The sequence below is a fragment of the Facklamia miroungae genome (genome assembly GCF_012396555.1).
Taxonomy (GTDB): domain Bacteria; phylum Bacillota; class Bacilli; order Lactobacillales; family Aerococcaceae; genus Facklamia; species Facklamia miroungae.
On sequence record NZ_JAAXPS010000004.1, the window covers coordinates 12,224 to 28,195 of the forward strand.

Below are 15,972 nucleotides of genomic sequence, written 5' to 3' on the forward strand. Positions count from 1 at the left end.
CTCAAATGATAATTTTGAGGGCGCTATTAAACTCGATACTATTAATTATCTACTCATTAGTAGATGATTCTCCAACTTCTTCAAGATCTAAGGTGGGATCTTCAAGCATTTCTTCGTCTTCTTTTGGCAACGGAGTCATCGTTACTTCTCGCTCAGTTTCTGAAATATCTGTTTGGCTAAAAATAAATTCCCCCGGAAACGCTTCTTCAACAGCAACTTGAATTTCATCGATAAATTCACCAGTTAATTCATCTGCCTTGACAGTATATGTATATTCTTTGCGATCTGCTTCATATTGAATTTCTAGTGTTTCTTCATCATAGGTAACAGCTTGCGTTTCACTTCCTGGACGAATGCCAAAAACAAGATCAAACGTTTCACCGACTTTAATCATTTCTCCAGCAACGAATAGGTCCGGATAAATTAAAAGTTGATGGTCTAAATATTCCTCTGCTTCTTCTTCGGTTTCAAATTCACTGGACACATATAACAAAATATAACGTCCATCTTCTTCAACATCTTCAGCATAAGTTACTCGAACTAAGATAAAATCGTCTTCAATCACTTCTTTTTCAACTTCAAACCGGTCTTTGGTCTCTTCGTCTTTTCCAATTAAGTCAATAAATTGATCTGCTTCTTCTTCATTAGTAAATACATTTGCGTTAAATGTAATAAATTCACCTTCAAAAAGATCAATTTCTTCTATTTCCTCATTTTCATCCACCTCTACTTCACTTGTTTCAATCACTTCGATGTCTTGAGGACGATTAGAAGGTTGAGGTCGGATCGGAATATGTGGTTGAGATGGTCTCGGAGTAGGTTGAGATGGAGATACCTCCGTTGTAACCGTTGTTTCAACTAGCTCTATAGTCGTCTCTACAGTTTGTTCAACAGAAGTACTAACAACAGTTGTTGGTGTACCATTTTCTCCATCAGATGGGGTTGTAGTAGTTGGCGTTGGCGGTTCAGATTCTCCTGTTTCAGGGCCAGGATCTACTACCTCCTGAGTGGTCGGTTGAGTCTTGTCAGTATCTGATTCACTTTCATTTTGAGCAAAAACAGGATTAACCAGTCCGACTGTTAAAACTGTTACCGCTAATAAATTAAAAATTCTATTTTTCATCTTTAAACTTCCTTTCTTAATGACGACGAATCCCACGAACTATTAGAATAATACCAATAGCTACTAATACTCCTGCTAAAACAATTGTCATAATAGTAATATTTTGATCGGAGATACCCAAATTTATCAACTTTTCTTTAATTTGAATCTGATCAAAAAAATTATTTACTTTTGATTTTATTTGACTCCATAGACTTCCATCGTTATTAATAGAGCTTATTTCCCTAGTTTGAAATTTTTCACTCTCATTCAAAGGAATTTCAGATAATGTCACTTGGGTTTTACCTGCAACTGTTTTGGATTCAAATTTAAATTGACCAGGAAATCTTTCTTCAATTGCTGATTTATATGGATCTTCTCCCGATTCAATTTCATAAACAAATGGTTCTCTTTGGGCATCATAAACTATTTCTTTCGTATCATAGTTAATATCAAATGCATCTGAATTAGAATGAATATTTAAGCCATACGCAAGGTCATATTTTCCGTTTTGAGGAACCAATTCGCCTTTAACAAGTAAATCTGGATAAAGAAAAAGATTATGTTCTAAAGCTTTTTGTGCTTGGTCTTGTCCTTCGATAGCGGCGCTGACATAAAAAACAATTAATTGTCTTTCTTTTTCAGCAGATTCTTTATAGGTTGCTTCAAGTAAATAACGATTATCTTTTGAAACGTTTTCTAGACTTACTTGATCATTCAATATAGCATCATTCTTAACATATTCACTAAAATCTTCTAAAGATTCTAAGTTATCAAACTCGTTCAAGGAATAAACAACTATATTTGTTTCAAATAACCCTTTTTCTCTATTAGTTTGAGGGGACTGAGTATTTTTACTATTTTTTGCGCCATCATCTCTCTCATTTGCAGATTTCTTTACCTTTTCTAGTTCTGAAGGAAGTGCGGGTTGTGGAACGAAAGTTTCGGATTCTGAATATGCAACAGTCGTCCTCAACATAAATATAACTGAAAGAGTAGCTATAATTAGATAAAATATTATCCTTTCTTTTCTTGTCATAATCGATCTCCTTAAAAGTTAATAACTATATTATAACAGGAATGTGCGGATTTTAATATTGAAAATCAAACAAAACAAAAAAGAGCAAGCTTAGCTTGCCCTTTTAAAATTTTAATTTTATAAATTAAGCTTCTTCACGTTTTTTAGCAACTAAACCTAAACCTGCTAATACTGATAAAGCAGCTGCTCCGTAGATAGCGAATGCTGAAGAATCACCAGTTTGTGGTAATTCATCTTTAGAATCTTTTTTGTCCGCTGGTTTATTTTCTTTTGTTGTTGTTGTTTCTTCTTTTGTTGTTTCTTCTTTTGTTGTTTCTTCTTTTGTTGTTGTTGTTTCTTCTTTTGTTGTTTCTACTGAATCTGTTACCATGAAAGTTTTAGTTTCAGCATCATATGTCCAGTTTAGTTCACCTAAACCATTACGTGCAACATATGCATGGAAATATTCTTCAGCTGCTTCTTTATTTGCAGCGTCATATTCTGAAGTAATGTTAGTGTCTGCTGTTTTTACGACTAATTTGTATGTAAATAGTTCAGCAGGTTCTTCATCAGTAGCCATAAAAGTCATTGTGTCAAAATCATATGACCAATTTAAACCTTTTAATCCTTGACCTTCTACGTAATTGTAGAAATATTGTTCAGCTGCTTGCATACTTTTAGCGTCATATTCTGAAGTGATGTTAGTATCTGCTGTTTTTACGACTAGTTTGTATGTATATAATTTTTCTTCAACAATAGTAGTAGTAGTAGATTCTTCTTCTACAATTGGAGTCGCAACAAATTTCCCTGATTCAGCATTAAAAGCCCAATCAAAATTTCCTAGTTCTTGTTCATTTACAAAGTTTTTAAAGAATCTTTCTGCATTAGAAGCTTCTTCTGCTTCATGGAAAACTGAATGAACAACTTCACCTTTATCGTTTTGGATATCTAAAGAGAATGTCTCTGCAAAAGCGGTTTGTGTCATTGCTGCAGTCATTGATAACGCTGCAACGGAAGCTAATAATAATTTTTTCATTTATTATACCTCTTTCTTTTTTGTTTTTATTTTACTAATGCCGGTTGGAAGGCTACTTGCTTTCCTTATTTAATATATTAACAAATTACTAAAAACATTTCAAGAGAATTCTTAATATTTTTTTAAAATCTTTAGAATTTCTTTAGAAATTTGAAATGAGTTAAATTAAAGTAAGCTTCAATCCTTTATCCGACACCCACTATTATAAACAACCTTTAAATATAAGCAAGCATTTTTAAAGATTTTAAAGATACAGTTTAGTTTCAAATATTACAAGCATTGTAATAATTCATTATTTAATGAGTGTCATCTTTTACTTTTGGGATTTCAACCCGAAAGACAAGGTCTTGATCTTCAACTATTCCATAAGCTACCCCTTGATGGAGGGCAACCATATTCCTTACAATCGCTAAACCTAATCCAGAACCTGGTCTTTGAGAAGTGCGCGAACTATCTGCTCGGTAAGACCTTTCGAAAACGCGTTCCAGATCTTCTTCTTTTAATAACTTTCCATTGTTGCGGAATTCAATTATAACCCAATTATTAGCTTTAATACTTTCAATTCGGTACTGATTGTAGCGAGTATATGCTTGATATTCTTGGCAGGTTAGTTCTTTAATTATTATTTTTTGATAAGTGGCATTTTCACCGTATTTAAAAGTATTAGTAATAAAATTATTGAAGACTCTGACCATTTTTTCTGGATCTATTTCTAACACTAAGTCACTAGGTGATACTTGGCAGATCATTTCAACTCCAGCTTGCTTTGATTGCAAATTAAAGTCAGCAACCACCTGTTCAGTAAAAGGTTGCATAGCTATTGGTTGTTTATTAACTTTTGCAGTTGTTTGTTGGGTAGAGGTATATTCAAAAAGATCATTAATTAATTCCTGCATACTTTTAGCCTTACTATAAACTGTGTTTAAATAGGATTCTAATTCTTCTTGAGTTATATCTGAACTATCTCTAATGAGCCTTAAATAACCAAGTATTGATGTAAGTGGCGTTCTTATATCATGACCAATGTTATTCATCAATTCATCTTTCGTTTTTTCTGTTTCATCTCTTTCTTTAAAGGCTTGATTTATCGAATCCATAAGTGTATTTACATCTTGTGAAAGGGTCGCATAATCGCCGATCCCTTCTGTTGGAATTCTCAAATCATACCTTCCTTTAGCCATGGCAGAAATGTATTTGCGAATATACCGTAAAATAATGCGGTTTCTTTCATGGATATATCTAAATGTTACGATTACAAAAAGTGTAACGAGATAGAGACCAATTAGAATTTGATTACTTTTATTATACAGTGTATAAGCTATTATACTATCTTTAAGATTTGTTTTAATTGTCCATCCTAAATTAAGAGTCAAAAAATTCAAAAGTTGTTGATAACCAAACATTAAAATTAGAAAAACGAAAGATACGGTTCCAGCTGCAATAAAGAGATTAATTGTCAATTCAACACAATCATTTCTATTTAATTTGAAACTACTAAAAGATGGTTTTAAGCCGCTCGTTTTTTTTACATCCTTATTTTTACTCTTCAATTTTGTAGCCTACTCCCCAAACTGTTTGGATCACCTTCTCGCCACCTGTTGCTTCTTCGATTTTATTTCTTAAGTTGCTGACATGAACCATGACTGTTTTAGTTGAAGAAGACTGACTATCTTTCCAAATATTCTCTAAAATATCTTCAGCAGACCAAACTTTTCCTCTCTCTCCAGCTAAAAGTTGTAGGATTTCATATTCCAGACCAGTCACTTTAATTTCTTTACCAGCTGAAGTCATCACTTGATGGGCTTTGAGATCAATCGTAATTGCACCTAAGTTAATAGTATCTTTACTATTTTTTTTGGCTAATGTATGTGCGTTTACCCCTTGCCTTCTTAAGAGACTCTTTACTCGAGCTACAACTTCTAATGGTTCAAAAGGTTTTGTTACATAATCATCCGCACCAGCGAGTAAACCGCTGATCTTATCTGTCTGTGTTTGATTTGCAGAGATAAAGATTACTGGAATATCTACATTTTCGTCTCGCATCCATTCTAATACTTCCATACCTGATTTTTCAGGCATCATAATATCTAATAGGGCAATATCTATTTCTGGATGCAGCTGGATGGTTTCTAAAGCCTCTTGTCCATTATTAGCAAGTAAACAGTCATATCCCTCATTTCGCATATAGATATGTAATAAATCAAGAATCGCTTTATCATCATCTGCGATTAATACTTTAACCATTCTTTCTCCTTCTTTCAAAATAATTTATGTTATCATCAATAATATTTTGTCTTTCTCTTCTATTATAGCTGAATGTTTATGATTTTTCTCTACTTATAGAAAAAAGCCTGACCAGTTTAAACTGGTCAGGCTTTATGTTAGTCAGATTAAGAAATTATTTAACTTCTACAGATCCGCCAACTTCTTCGATTTTAGCTTTTAATTCTTCAGCATCTTCTTTAGAAATGCCTTCTTTGATTGCTTTTGGAGCGTTGTCTACTAATTCTTTAGCTTCTTTCAAGCCTAAGCCAGTAGCTTCACGAACCACTTTGATTACTTTAATTTTAGCGTCACCAGCTGAGTTTAATACTACGTCAAATTCAGTTTGTTCAGCAGCAGTTTCACCAGCAGCAGCAGGACCAGCTGCAACAGCTACAGGAGCAGCAGCAGATACACCAAATTCTTCTTCGATTGCTTTTACTAAGTCGTTTAATTCTACAACAGTTGCTGATTTGATATCTTCAATAATTTGTTCAATATTTAATGCCATTTTGGTTTCCTCCAAATTTTTTAGTTTATGTTTTGTTTATGCGACGAGTGATTCAATTAAGCAGCACCTTTTTGATCGATTACACCATTTAAAGCGTAAACCATTTGTTGTGCTGGGTTTGCTTGAGAAAGAACAGATGCCACATTGCGCATTGGTGCTTGTAACACTGATAGTAACATTGATAGTAATTCTTCGCGACCAGGCATTTTAGCTACTTGTTCGATCATTTCTTTAGAAGCTGCTTGACCTTCCACGATTCCCCCACGAATTTCAAGGGTCTCATTATCTTTCGCAAAGTTTGCTGAGATTTTAGCAGGGTTTACAACATCATCTGAAAAAACAATAGCTGAAGGACCTTTGAATAAATCTTCAGGAACTTCGATACCCGCTTTTTCAGCTGCACGACGAAGCATTGTGTTTTTAACAACCTTCATTTGAACGCCTGCTTCACGTAATTGCTTACGGTAATCCGTTACTTCTTCAACCGTTAAACCAAGATAATCCACAACAACGATTGTTGCAGAGTTTTTCATATCTTCAGCAATCAATTCAATTTCTTGTGCTTTTGCATTTAATACTGCTTCTTTTACCATGTTTCTTATTTCACCTCCATCAGATAGATATAGAGATTTTTTTAATAAAAAATCTCTATGTCACCTAGACATAGAGATAGCTTCCTGTTTAACGGGAACTTCCTCGGTAAGAAATTAAGGCAAAGCCACTTACTGTCTTAGGTCGTTTAAAATACTTATTCATCATAGAGATAAATAATTTATTTGTCAATATGAAATTATAAACTTTCGACGTTGATCTTAATACCAGGTCCGAAAGTAGTTGCTAAAGTTAAACTAGTAATATAGATTCCTTTAGCTGTTGCTGGTTTCACACGCATGATTTGCTCATGAAGTGCCTTGAAGTTTTCAACTAATTTGTTATCATCAAATGATACTTTACCAATTGGAACGTTCACAATACCTGCTTTATCAGCACGATAAGTTACTTGTCCAGCCTTGATGTCGTTAACGGCTTTAGTAACATCCATTGTCACAGTACCTGTTTTAGGGTTAGGCATCAAACCTTTTGGTCCTAAAACACGTCCTAAGCGTCCAACCTGTCCCATCATATCTGGGGTTGCTACCATGACATCAAAGTCTAACCAACCATCGTTGATCTTAGTGATTAGTTCTTCTTCACCAACGAAGTCAGCTCCAGCAGCTTCTGCTTCAGCAGCTTTTTCACCTTTAGCAATCACTACGACTGTTTGCGTTTTACCTGTACCGTGTGGCAATACCATGGCACCACGGATTTGTTGGTCTGCTTTTTTAACGTCGATATTTAAATTGTATGACACTTCAACAGAAGCATCGAATTTAGCGAAGTCAATTTCTTTTGCTAATGCAACTGCTTCTTCAACATCATATTTCTTTGTGCGGTCTACTTTTTCTTTTGCCGCTACATAATTTTTGCTTTTCTTAGCCATATTATTTCCTCCTATATTTGTGGTTATTCGGGGTTTCCCTCCCACACCCGATAGAAAACGGGGCGAGAAGCTACCTTGGCGCTTAGTCTTCGACTGTAATTCCCATGGAACGGGCAGTTCCTTCAACCATACGCATAGCAGCTTCTACATCGGCTGCATTTAAGTCTGCCATTTTGATTTCTGCGATTTCACGGACTTGGTCACGTGTAACCTTTCCGACTTTATTTTTGTTAGGTTCACCTGAAGCTTTTTTCAAGCCAGCAGCTTTCTTTAATAAGATTGGAGCTGGTGGTGTCTTAGTGATAAAAGTAAATGAACGGTCTTCATATACATCAATAACAACTGGAATGATCATTCCTTGTTGGTCTTGTGTACGTGCGTTAAATTCCTTCGTAAAGGACATGATATTAACGCCGGCTTGACCTAACGCTGGACCTACTGGTGGAGCTGGGCTCGCTTGACCTGCAGGGATTTGTAATTTAACTTGAGTGACAACTTTTTTAGCCACGAATATTCCTCCTTATGTCGATTTTCGTGATGTGGTAATTGGAGCTTTTATTCTTTCGAACTTGCTCCTCCCACCCAATGCACGGTTTGAATACATGCACCGCAATATTATAGCGGAAGCATCTTCAGAATGCAAGAACTTTCTTTTAGACTGTTGTTAAATTTTTTGGACGTTTTGAAACTAAGTAGATTGAAGCGATTATTAATATTATCGTAACGACGATCCCTCCTTCAAAACCAAAATCTCCACCATTAATTAGGGTAGCATTTGGTTTCGACTGAGTAATAAATAATGTTCCTGGCAGATTTAAGCCACTGACCTGTACTCCAAATACAACGCCCATGACAAAATTCCAGAAGGAATGCGCCGCTCCAGTTAGCCACATATTATCAGTAATATAGAATAGTAAAGAGAAGAAGATGCCTGCTAGGGCAATGTTAATCAAAGCTAGAATTGTAACTCCAGAATTTCCATAATGCATAGCACTAAAAATAATAGAATTAAGTAGAATTGCAACCGGGACACCCCAGGCAGAGGCGAGTCCATTCATCAAGTAACCTCTTAAAAGAATTTCTTCAGACATGCCTTGAATCATAAAGCCAACTAACAGCAGTATAAAAGCCAACCAACTCGCTTGAGGATTTAACTGGGTCACAATCGAACCCATCATAAGATTGGCTAAATAGATTACAGCCATTAATCCGGTCGCAATTAAAACCCCTAACCCATATTTTTTAAAGACAGCTTCTTTATAAAAACCGAATGAATTTAACTTCCGACTCTGAAACCATTTCGCTAAAAGAATAGTAACGATAATCGTGGAAATTGTTGCATATAAATTTAGATAAGTGACAAATGGTTGATTAAATATTAGCTCAGAAACTTGTTCTGGCGAAAAATTTGATTCATTTAGCTTATTATAAATGTTAGGACCTATTAAAAAGATGGAAAGTAGAATGAATATTAATAGTATTAACTGATTTACAAAAAACATGATTACTGAAAATAAAAGCGTCTTAAAAGGTTTATTACCTGCTTGGTCTTGCGTTTTTTGCATCGATTCATTTAAGGGCCAATTCATAAAAGTCCTCCTTATTATGGTAATTCACTTTTCTTTTGACGCATTTGATAGCGGAAATAGCGGATATAAACTGCTAAACAAAGAATAAAGATCACGGCAATCACTAAGTAAAAAATATCATTTCTTAATGCAAATGAAGAGCAGGGAGCGTGATTATAGAGTAAACCGAGTAGAAAGAGGCAGATCGATAATAAAATTGTTTGATTACCATATCGAGCATAAAGATAAGCTCCACCAGCTGAGATTGCAATTAGAAGTATGCTTACTATAAATAGCATCCAAATATTCTGTCCATTTATTCCCTTATTAACGGTAGCGAAAGCATCTTCAGAATGCAAGAACTTTCTTTTAGACTGTTGTTAAATTTTTTGGACGTTTTGAAACTAAGTAGACTAAGTAGATTGAAGCGATTATTAATATTATTGTAACGACGATCCCTCCTTCAAAACCAAAATCTCCACCATTAATTAGGGTAGCATTTGGTTTAGCTTGGGTAATAAATAAGGTTCCTGGCAGATTTAAACCACTAACTTGAACGCCAAAAACGACCCCCATCATAAAATTCCAGAAGGAGTGAGCTGCCCCTGTCAACCACATGTTATCAGTGATATAAAACAATAAAGAAAAGAAGATACCCGCTAAAGCAATATTAACTAAGGCTAGGTTCGTAATACCTGGGTTACTATAATGCATAAAACTAAAAATAATAGAGTTAAGTAGAATAGCGGCCGGTACGCCCCAGGCAGTGGCTAAACCATTCATCACATAACCTCTTAAAAGAATCTCTTCAGACATGCCTTGAATCATAAAACCAATCAACAAGATTATAAATGCAATCCAACTCGCTTGAGGATTTAATTGGGTAACAATCGAACCCATCATAAGATTGGCCAAATAAATGACGACCATTAATCCAGTCGCAATCAAAATCCCTAAACTATATTTTTTAAAAAGAGCTTCTTTATAAAAACCGAAAGAATTTAACTTGCGACCTTGAAACCACTTTGCTAAAAGAATAGTAACAATAATGGTTAAAATCGTTACATATAGATTTATATAAGACACAAATGGATGATTAATAATCATTTCAGATACTTGTTCCGGTGAATAATTTGATTCACTTACCTTACTATAAATGATAGGACCAAGTAAAAAGATGGCAAAAAGCATACTTATTAAAAGATTGACAATAAACATGACTACTGTAAACAGTAGCGTCTTAAAAGGCTTTTTACCTGCTTGTTCTTGCGTTTTTTGCATCGATTCATTTAAGGGCCAATTCATAAAAGTCCTCCTTGTTATGATAATTTACTTTTCTTTTGTCTCATTTGATAGCGTATATACCGAATATAGACTGCTAAACAAAGAATAAAAATCACGGCAATTACTAAGTAAAATGCGTCATTTCTTAATGCAAATGAAGAGCGGGGAGCGTGATTATAAAGTAATCCTATTAGAAAGATACAGATCGACAACAAAATAGTTTGATTACCATATCGTGCATAGAGATAAGCTCCACCAGCTGAGATTGCAATTAGAAGTATGCTTGCTATAAATAGCATTCCTATATTCTGACTATTTAGCCCCTTGCTAACGATATATGTATAAAAAATATAGACAGACATACTTATTAGCCAACCCGTATGAAGACCGATCGGTAATTTTAAGAGCCATTTCGACTTATTTAATGAAGATTTATAAGAAATGAGCTTCATTAAAGAGATCATCCGCCTTAAATACAGCATCATGATGATAAAAGCGAATAAATATATTTTTTGTGACCAAACTAAAAGATAGATGATATGGAAAAAATTTAATTCAACTATTTTAGGAGCCACTAAAATCTGATAACTGGTTTTAAAAGATGAATCGTCGTGTTTAGATTGTCCTATAATCAACCCGATTGTTTCCCATAAAATAATTAATGGCCAGAGGTAAAAAGTAACTTTGGCGGGAAGTAAAAGATGGGGCTCTTGGATAAAAATCTGAGTTAAACTAAAGGAACTAAAAATACCGCTAATAAAAACGAACTGCAAGCAAACAACTATTAGATACAAGATCATAGCTGCTCGAAGATAGATCGTTTGCTGTTCAGTTTTTTTATTCATTTGATCACCTAATTAATGGTTATCTTTACGCACTTGCATAAAATCTAATTCGGCGACAGTTTCACGGCCAAACATTTCAATCACTACTTTTAATTTTTGGTTTTCTTCACTAATTTCTTCGATTTTACCTGTCATTCCTGAGAAAGCACCATCCGTAATTTCTACTAAATCACCAATTTCAACTTCTAATTTAACTTTCTGAGCTGGTTTATCGCCTAAAATGGCAGCCATTTCTTCAGGTAATAAGGGAGCTGGTTTTGACCCTGCTCCATGAGATCCAACAAATCCAGTTACGCCTGGAGTATTACGCACAATAAACCAGGACTCATCCGACATAATCATTTCCACTAAAACATAGCCTGGAAAGGTTTTTTGCACTTTAGTTTTTTTCTCACCATCTTGCATTTCTGTTACTTCTTCTTCCGGTACAACAACATTAAAAATGAAATCTTCCATATTCATACTTTCTGCCCGCATCATAATATTCTCTTTGACTTTATTTTCATATCCAGAGTAAGTATGTAAAACATACCATTCTTTATTCATTTCCATTTAATAGCCTCCTTTATATATTAACTTGTAAAATAAAAAACCTACACACTTGTAGGTTTTATTTCCATTCTATTATAACATGCCTCAGCAGATAATAAATCTTTTTCTGATTAAGCACCTAGACTAATTAACCAATCGATGAAATTCCCAAATACAAAATCTGTTAAAGCAAAATATAAACCAAAGAAAATAATCATCATTATAACCGTCCAAGTAAATTTATTTACTTGTTTAGCGGTTGGCCATGTCACTTTTTTCATTTCTTGGGCAATCCCTTTAATGTAACTCATTGTTTACCTCTTTCCTATTTGGTTTCTTTATGAATCGTGTGTTTATTACAATTCTTACAGAATTTCTTAATTTCTAATCGAGTGGTTTGGCCTGACTGGGTCGGAATCATTTGATAATTACGATTCCCACATTCACTACAAGCTAATGAAGCTTTCTTTTGAGCCATTTTACCACCTCCAAATATTGTTAGAATCATTAAGAATGATAAATAGAATTCTTTTAAATGTCAAGCCTAGCTTTATAAATCTATCTCTTCCTTCATTTTATCTTGTGTCGTTTCAACAAATTGTTTTCGGCCTGAAGCTTTGTAGAAATTTTGATAATGGGCTGGCTCTTTATGATGAAAATCTTGATGATAATCTTCGGCTGGATAAAAGGGTTGAGCTGGACTAATCGGAACAATAATTGGTTTTTTAAAAATGTTTGAAGCTTCAAGTTCAGCTTTCGATCTTTCAGCTGCTTCTTTTTGAGCGGCTGTTGTATAAAAGATCTCTGGACGATAAGACGATCCACGGTCACCAAATTGTCCATCTTTGTCGGTTGGATCTACTGAAGACCAATAAATCGTTAATAGATCCTGATAATTGATTTTGCTAGGATCATAATCAATTTTAACAGCTTCTGCATGACCTGTTTGACCGGAGCATACTTCTTCATAGGTAGGATTGACGGTATCACCACCGGTATATCCTGAAACGACCTCTAAGACTCCATCTCTTTCATCAAAAGGATGGACCATGCACCAAAAACAACCTCCCGCAAAAATCGCTGTTTCTTTAGTTTCCATAATTTTTTCCTCCTATTAGTTAAATAAATCGGTAAAGAATTTTCGAATTGAATTCCACGTCTGCTCCCAGATTTTTTGGATACTAGACCAGATTTTTTGTAATAGACTGGCTTCTTTAATATCGTTAGCTACCTTCACCTCAACTGCATTACCTTTACCTGATTGCAAAATAGGCAAATGATAATCGGCAACATCTACTTGCATTTGACCTACTACTGTTCCTGCAAGAATTGGAGCTTTGACTTGATTATCTTTAACATGAGAATTGGCAGTAAATTGATAAACTAGACGTGGAGCTGTATCGATAATAGGAACTACTAATTGTAAATCTTCGCCGTATACTAATTGTAACTGATTTTCTCTTCCATTTTCCACTTTAATAGCATTGAGATGGGTGGCTGGAGAGTTAGCTTGAATGACTGTTTCTTTGCGGTATATATTCTGAGCCAATTCAATCAACTCTTGACTAATTTGATAGAGCTTTTCCTCATCCTTAACCCCTAACACAATTACAATCAAACGTAGACCATTTTTCTGGGTTGTAACGACCAAATTGAGACCGTCTTCTTGTGTCTTGCTAGCACTTAACCCATCAACATCTTTCATAGCATAAAGGGAATCTGACTCCTCAATCAGCAAATTAGGATTAGTCATTTCAAAAGCATCACTAGTATCAGCTTGAAAAAGCTTTTGATAAACTTGGCTAGCTTTCAAACATTCTGGATATTCATTAATCAGATGATAAGCAACTGTTGCAACTGTTTTTGCGGTCATTTGATTGGTCTTTCCTTGATTAATAGTCGAAGAATCCCCCGATTGATAATCTTCACTGAGGCCGGTGACATTAATGAGATTAAACTCTTTTTCGCCCCATTCATTCAACTGGTCTTTCATTTGTTGCAAAGCTTTGGATTCTGTGCCTGCTAATTCTTCAGCCAAAGCTAAGGCAGCGCCCCTAGCTGCATTTAAACTGACAGCTTCCATTAATTCACTCAATGAGTAAGGCAAATCTTGTCTTAAAGGAACGTTTGGAATATTGTAATCTTGACTTAACTCATAAACATCATCAGATATCCACACTTCTTGTTGACTATTTAATTGACCTTGATCAATTGCTTGGTAAACCATATATAATAAAAGCAACTGGCTAAAAGATCCCACTTCTACTTGCTGATCTGCTTCTTGACTATAGAGAATTTGACCATTTAATCCATCAACGATATAAGAACCCTTAACCCCTTCAAACACAGGCATCGATTCCATTAATTCTGAGGGCATCTTCGTTTCTTGTGAAGAATTTCTTTCTTCACTAGTCGTTTCTTTTGCTTCACTTGTTTCAAGCGATGTCGCTAATACATCAGCATTGCTCGTAGTAATACTATTGATGATAATTACCAAAACAAATATTTTTTTACATATGTTTATCAACAATGTGATGCTCAACTCCTCACTTCTTAATTATTTTAAAGCCGCTTTTTCTATTATACCTAACCATTTAAAAAAAGGTAGCTTGTCTAACCTTATTAGATCAAGCTTCCATAATTTAGATACAGACTTTTTCAATTGTTATTTTTGAAATTTGTGACTTATCTCTTTTAGCTAAAAAATAGTATTAGTTAACAAAAAAAGAGCCAAAACCTTTTATAATTAGGATTTGGCTCTTAACTGACTTATCTTGAGTAGTTAGGTGCTTCTTTTGTAATATTAATATCATGTGGGTGAGACTCAATTAATCCTGCTCCAGACATTCTGATAAATTGAGCTTCCTCGCGAAGTGCTTGGATATTAGCCGAACCTGTATAACCCATACCTGAGCGTAAACCACCTACCATTTGGAAGATAACATCTTCAACCGTTCCCTTATAAGGAACTCTACCTTCTATTCCTTCTGGGACCATCTTATTTGCTTCTGATTTTGATTGGAAGTAACGATCACTTGAACCTGAACGCATAGCTGCTAATGATCCCATTCCGCGATAGGATTTATACTTACGTCCTTGGTAAATTTCCATTTCTCCTGGTGATTCGTCGGTACCTGCTAACATTGAACCTAGCATAACTGCGTTTCCTCCAGCAGCTATAGCTTTAACAATATCACCAGAATACTTGATTCCGCCATCAGCAATGATCGTTTTACCAAATTCTTTGGCAGCTGATGCGCATTCATAAATAGCTGTTAATTGTGGTACACCCACTCCTGCCACCACTCGCGTTGTACAAATTGAACCGGGTCCGATACCGACTTTAACGATGTCGACACCAATTTCAAATAGAGCACGCGTTGCTTCTGCAGTAGCTACATTCCCTGCAATAATTGTAACGTCAGGGTAAGCCTCTCTGATTTCTTTAACTTTTCGAATAACTCCCTCAGAGTGTCCATGTGCCGTATCGATTACGATAGCATCGACTTGTTCGTGAATTAATGCTTCTGCTCTTTCGAAGGTATCACTGGTAATTCCAATTGCGGCAGCAACTAGTAAGCGACCGTGTTGATCTTTAGCGGCTTGAGGGTATTGGATTACTTTTTCAATATCTTTAATTGTAATTAAACCTGATAAACGTCCTTGCTCATCAACAAGGGGAAGTTTTTCAATACGGTTTTTATAAAGAATTTTTTCAGCTTCTTCTAAAGAGGTACCAATAGGAGCTGTAATGAGGCTCTTATGAGTCATATGTTTGCTAATTTTATCTTGATAATTCTCAATAAAACGCATATCACGATTAGTGATTATTCCAACAAGTGTTAGATCTTCTTGACTTTTTACAATCGGAACACCTGAGATGCGGTAATGGCTCATTAAATCTTCAGCTTCTTGCAATAAATTATCAGGTGTTAAATAGAAAGGATCCAAGATCACTCCATTTTCCGAACGTTTTACTTTACGTACTTCATGAGCTTGGTCTTCGATTGACATGTTTTTATGGACAACACCCAGTCCTCCTTGTCTAGCCATAGCAATTGCCATGTTTCCATCCGTAACGGTATCCATACTAGCTGACAAAATAGGGATATTTAATTTTAAATTAGGGGCTAACTGAACTGATAAGTCAACATCATTTGGCAATACCTCGCTGTGTGCTGGAACTAACAAGACATCATCAAATGTATAACCTTCGCGTGCAAATTTTGTTTCCCAAGATGACATTATTTTCCTCCTATAATTTTTTCGTTTTAATCTAAGCCTTCGACGATAATTGCCAATTAATTTAACATGTTCGCTCGAGTGAAACAAGTT

19 protein-coding genes and 1 other annotated feature are annotated in these 15,972 nt (G+C 35.0%); all 19 genes read right to left on the bottom strand.

The features are described from left to right. Nucleotides 1-49: 49 nt before the first annotated feature. Entirely contained in the window at nt 50-1,123 is a 1,074-nt protein-coding gene (locus HF969_RS05075) for a hypothetical protein (protein WP_090289903.1), read from the bottom strand. A 16-nt stretch (nt 1,124-1,139) separates the two neighbouring features. Beyond that, nucleotides 1,140-2,141, bottom strand: a complete 1,002-nt coding sequence (locus tag HF969_RS05080; protein WP_090289902.1) for a hypothetical protein — start codon at nt 2,139-2,141, stop codon at nt 1,140-1,142. A gap of 124 nt (nt 2,142-2,265) precedes the next feature. Beyond that, a complete protein-coding gene (locus HF969_RS05085) occupies nt 2,266-3,117 on the bottom strand; it encodes an LPXTG cell wall anchor domain-containing protein (protein WP_180363666.1) in 852 nt (283 codons plus the stop codon). A 335-nt stretch (nt 3,118-3,452) separates the two neighbouring features. Continuing rightward, nucleotides 3,453-4,706 (bottom strand): sensor histidine kinase, encoded by a 1,254-nt coding sequence (locus HF969_RS05090; RefSeq protein WP_245694835.1) that lies wholly within the window; start codon nt 4,704-4,706, stop codon nt 3,453-3,455. Next, entirely contained in the window at nt 4,696-5,400 is a 705-nt protein-coding gene (locus HF969_RS05095) for a response regulator transcription factor (protein ID WP_090289900.1), read from the bottom strand. Before HF969_RS05095 ends, HF969_RS05090 begins: the two co-directional genes overlap by 11 nt. 154 nt (nt 5,401-5,554) lie before the next feature. Continuing rightward, the gene (gene rplL / locus HF969_RS05100) at nt 5,555-5,929 is read right to left on the bottom strand and encodes a 50S ribosomal protein L7/L12 (protein ID WP_090289899.1); all 375 of its coding nucleotides are present in this window, start codon (nt 5,927-5,929) and stop codon (nt 5,555-5,557) included. A gap of 56 nt (nt 5,930-5,985) precedes the next feature. After that, the gene (gene rplJ / locus HF969_RS05105; protein ID WP_090289898.1) at nt 5,986-6,522 is read right to left on the bottom strand and encodes a 50S ribosomal protein L10; all 537 of its coding nucleotides are present in this window, start codon (nt 6,520-6,522) and stop codon (nt 5,986-5,988) included. A 37-nt stretch (nt 6,523-6,559) separates the two neighbouring features. Then, nucleotides 6,560-6,682 (bottom strand) — a sequence feature (ribosomal protein L10 leader region). Between the two features lie 37 nt (nt 6,683-6,719). Then, nucleotides 6,720-7,409: a 50S ribosomal protein L1 gene (gene rplA / locus HF969_RS05110; RefSeq protein WP_090289897.1), complete on the bottom strand. Its 690-nt coding sequence runs from the start codon at nt 7,407-7,409 to the stop codon at nt 6,720-6,722. Nucleotides 7,410-7,491: 82 nt separating this feature from the next. Next, complete coding sequence (rplK, locus tag HF969_RS05115) at nt 7,492-7,917, bottom strand: 50S ribosomal protein L11 (RefSeq protein WP_090289896.1); 426 nt, start codon at nt 7,915-7,917, stop codon at nt 7,492-7,494. 145 nt (nt 7,918-8,062) lie between these two features. Next, nucleotides 8,063-8,998, bottom strand: coding sequence for a CPBP family intramembrane glutamic endopeptidase (locus HF969_RS05120; RefSeq protein ID WP_090289895.1), 936 nt, complete (start codon nt 8,996-8,998; stop codon nt 8,063-8,065). Between the two features lie 14 nt (nt 8,999-9,012). Next, a complete protein-coding gene (locus HF969_RS05125; protein ID WP_090289894.1) occupies nt 9,013-9,336 on the bottom strand; it encodes a hypothetical protein in 324 nt (107 codons plus the stop codon). 10 nt (nt 9,337-9,346) lie between these two features. Then, a complete protein-coding gene (locus HF969_RS05130) occupies nt 9,347-10,282 on the bottom strand; it encodes a CPBP family intramembrane glutamic endopeptidase (protein ID WP_090289893.1) in 936 nt (311 codons plus the stop codon). A gap of 14 nt (nt 10,283-10,296) precedes the next feature. Then, nucleotides 10,297-11,106: a hypothetical protein gene (locus tag HF969_RS05135; RefSeq protein ID WP_090289892.1), complete on the bottom strand. Its 810-nt coding sequence runs from the start codon at nt 11,104-11,106 to the stop codon at nt 10,297-10,299. A gap of 12 nt (nt 11,107-11,118) precedes the next feature. Continuing rightward, nucleotides 11,119-11,658, bottom strand: coding sequence for a transcription termination/antitermination protein NusG (gene nusG / locus HF969_RS05140; protein WP_090289891.1), 540 nt, complete (start codon nt 11,656-11,658; stop codon nt 11,119-11,121). Nucleotides 11,659-11,768: 110 nt separating this feature from the next. Beyond that, nucleotides 11,769-11,948 (bottom strand): preprotein translocase subunit SecE, encoded by a 180-nt coding sequence (gene secE, locus HF969_RS05145; protein ID WP_090289890.1) that lies wholly within the window; start codon nt 11,946-11,948, stop codon nt 11,769-11,771. Between the two features lie 14 nt (nt 11,949-11,962). Further along, a complete protein-coding gene (gene rpmG / locus HF969_RS05150; protein ID WP_090289889.1) occupies nt 11,963-12,115 on the bottom strand; it encodes a 50S ribosomal protein L33 in 153 nt (50 codons plus the stop codon). A 72-nt stretch (nt 12,116-12,187) separates the two neighbouring features. Continuing rightward, the gene (gene msrA / locus HF969_RS05155; RefSeq protein ID WP_090289888.1) at nt 12,188-12,736 is read right to left on the bottom strand and encodes a peptide-methionine (S)-S-oxide reductase MsrA; all 549 of its coding nucleotides are present in this window, start codon (nt 12,734-12,736) and stop codon (nt 12,188-12,190) included. A 15-nt stretch (nt 12,737-12,751) separates the two neighbouring features. Next, the gene (locus HF969_RS05160; protein ID WP_090289887.1) at nt 12,752-14,167 is read right to left on the bottom strand and encodes a serine hydrolase; all 1,416 of its coding nucleotides are present in this window, start codon (nt 14,165-14,167) and stop codon (nt 12,752-12,754) included. A gap of 239 nt (nt 14,168-14,406) precedes the next feature. Continuing rightward, nucleotides 14,407-15,882 carry an IMP dehydrogenase gene (gene guaB, locus HF969_RS05165; protein ID WP_090289886.1) on the bottom strand — a complete coding sequence of 492 codons (1,476 nt, stop codon included), beginning with the start codon at nt 15,880-15,882 and terminating at the stop codon, nt 14,407-14,409. Nucleotides 15,883-15,972: the final 90 nt, after the last annotated feature.

Bases quoted from the DNA above. Each gene is read 5' to 3' on its own strand.
- HF969_RS05130 (WP_090289893.1), bottom strand. From the start codon at position 10,282: ATGAATTGGCCCTTAAATGAATCGATGCAAAAAACGCAAGAACAAGCA.
- guaB (WP_090289886.1), bottom strand. From the start codon at position 15,882: ATGTCATCTTGGGAAACAAAATTTGCACGCGAAGGTTATACATTTGAT.
- rpmG (WP_090289889.1), bottom strand. From the start codon at position 12,115: ATGGCTCAAAAGAAAGCTTCATTAGCTTGTAGTGAATGTGGGAATCGT.
- HF969_RS05075 (WP_090289903.1), bottom strand. From the start codon at position 1,123: ATGAAAAATAGAATTTTTAATTTATTAGCGGTAACAGTTTTAACAGTC.
- HF969_RS05080 (WP_090289902.1), bottom strand. From the start codon at position 2,141: ATGACAAGAAAAGAAAGGATAATATTTTATCTAATTATAGCTACTCTT.
- rplJ (WP_090289898.1), bottom strand. From the start codon at position 6,522: ATGGTAAAAGAAGCAGTATTAAATGCAAAAGCACAAGAAATTGAATTG.
- msrA (WP_090289888.1), bottom strand. From the start codon at position 12,736: ATGGAAACTAAAGAAACAGCGATTTTTGCGGGAGGTTGTTTTTGGTGC.
- HF969_RS05095 (WP_090289900.1), bottom strand. From the start codon at position 5,400: ATGGTTAAAGTATTAATCGCAGATGATGATAAAGCGATTCTTGATTTA.
- HF969_RS05135 (WP_090289892.1), bottom strand. From the start codon at position 11,106: ATGAATAAAAAAACTGAACAGCAAACGATCTATCTTCGAGCAGCTATG.
- rplA (WP_090289897.1), bottom strand. From the start codon at position 7,409: ATGGCTAAGAAAAGCAAAAATTATGTAGCGGCAAAAGAAAAAGTAGAC.
- HF969_RS05120 (WP_090289895.1), bottom strand. From the start codon at position 8,998: ATGAATTGGCCCTTAAATGAATCGATGCAAAAAACGCAAGACCAAGCA.
- HF969_RS05085 (WP_180363666.1), bottom strand. From the start codon at position 3,117: ATGACTGCAGCAATGACACAAACCGCTTTTGCAGAGACATTCTCTTTA.
- secE (WP_090289890.1), bottom strand. From the start codon at position 11,948: ATGAGTTACATTAAAGGGATTGCCCAAGAAATGAAAAAAGTGACATGG.
- rplL (WP_090289899.1), bottom strand. From the start codon at position 5,929: ATGGCATTAAATATTGAACAAATTATTGAAGATATCAAATCAGCAACT.
- nusG (WP_090289891.1), bottom strand. From the start codon at position 11,658: ATGGAAATGAATAAAGAATGGTATGTTTTACATACTTACTCTGGATAT.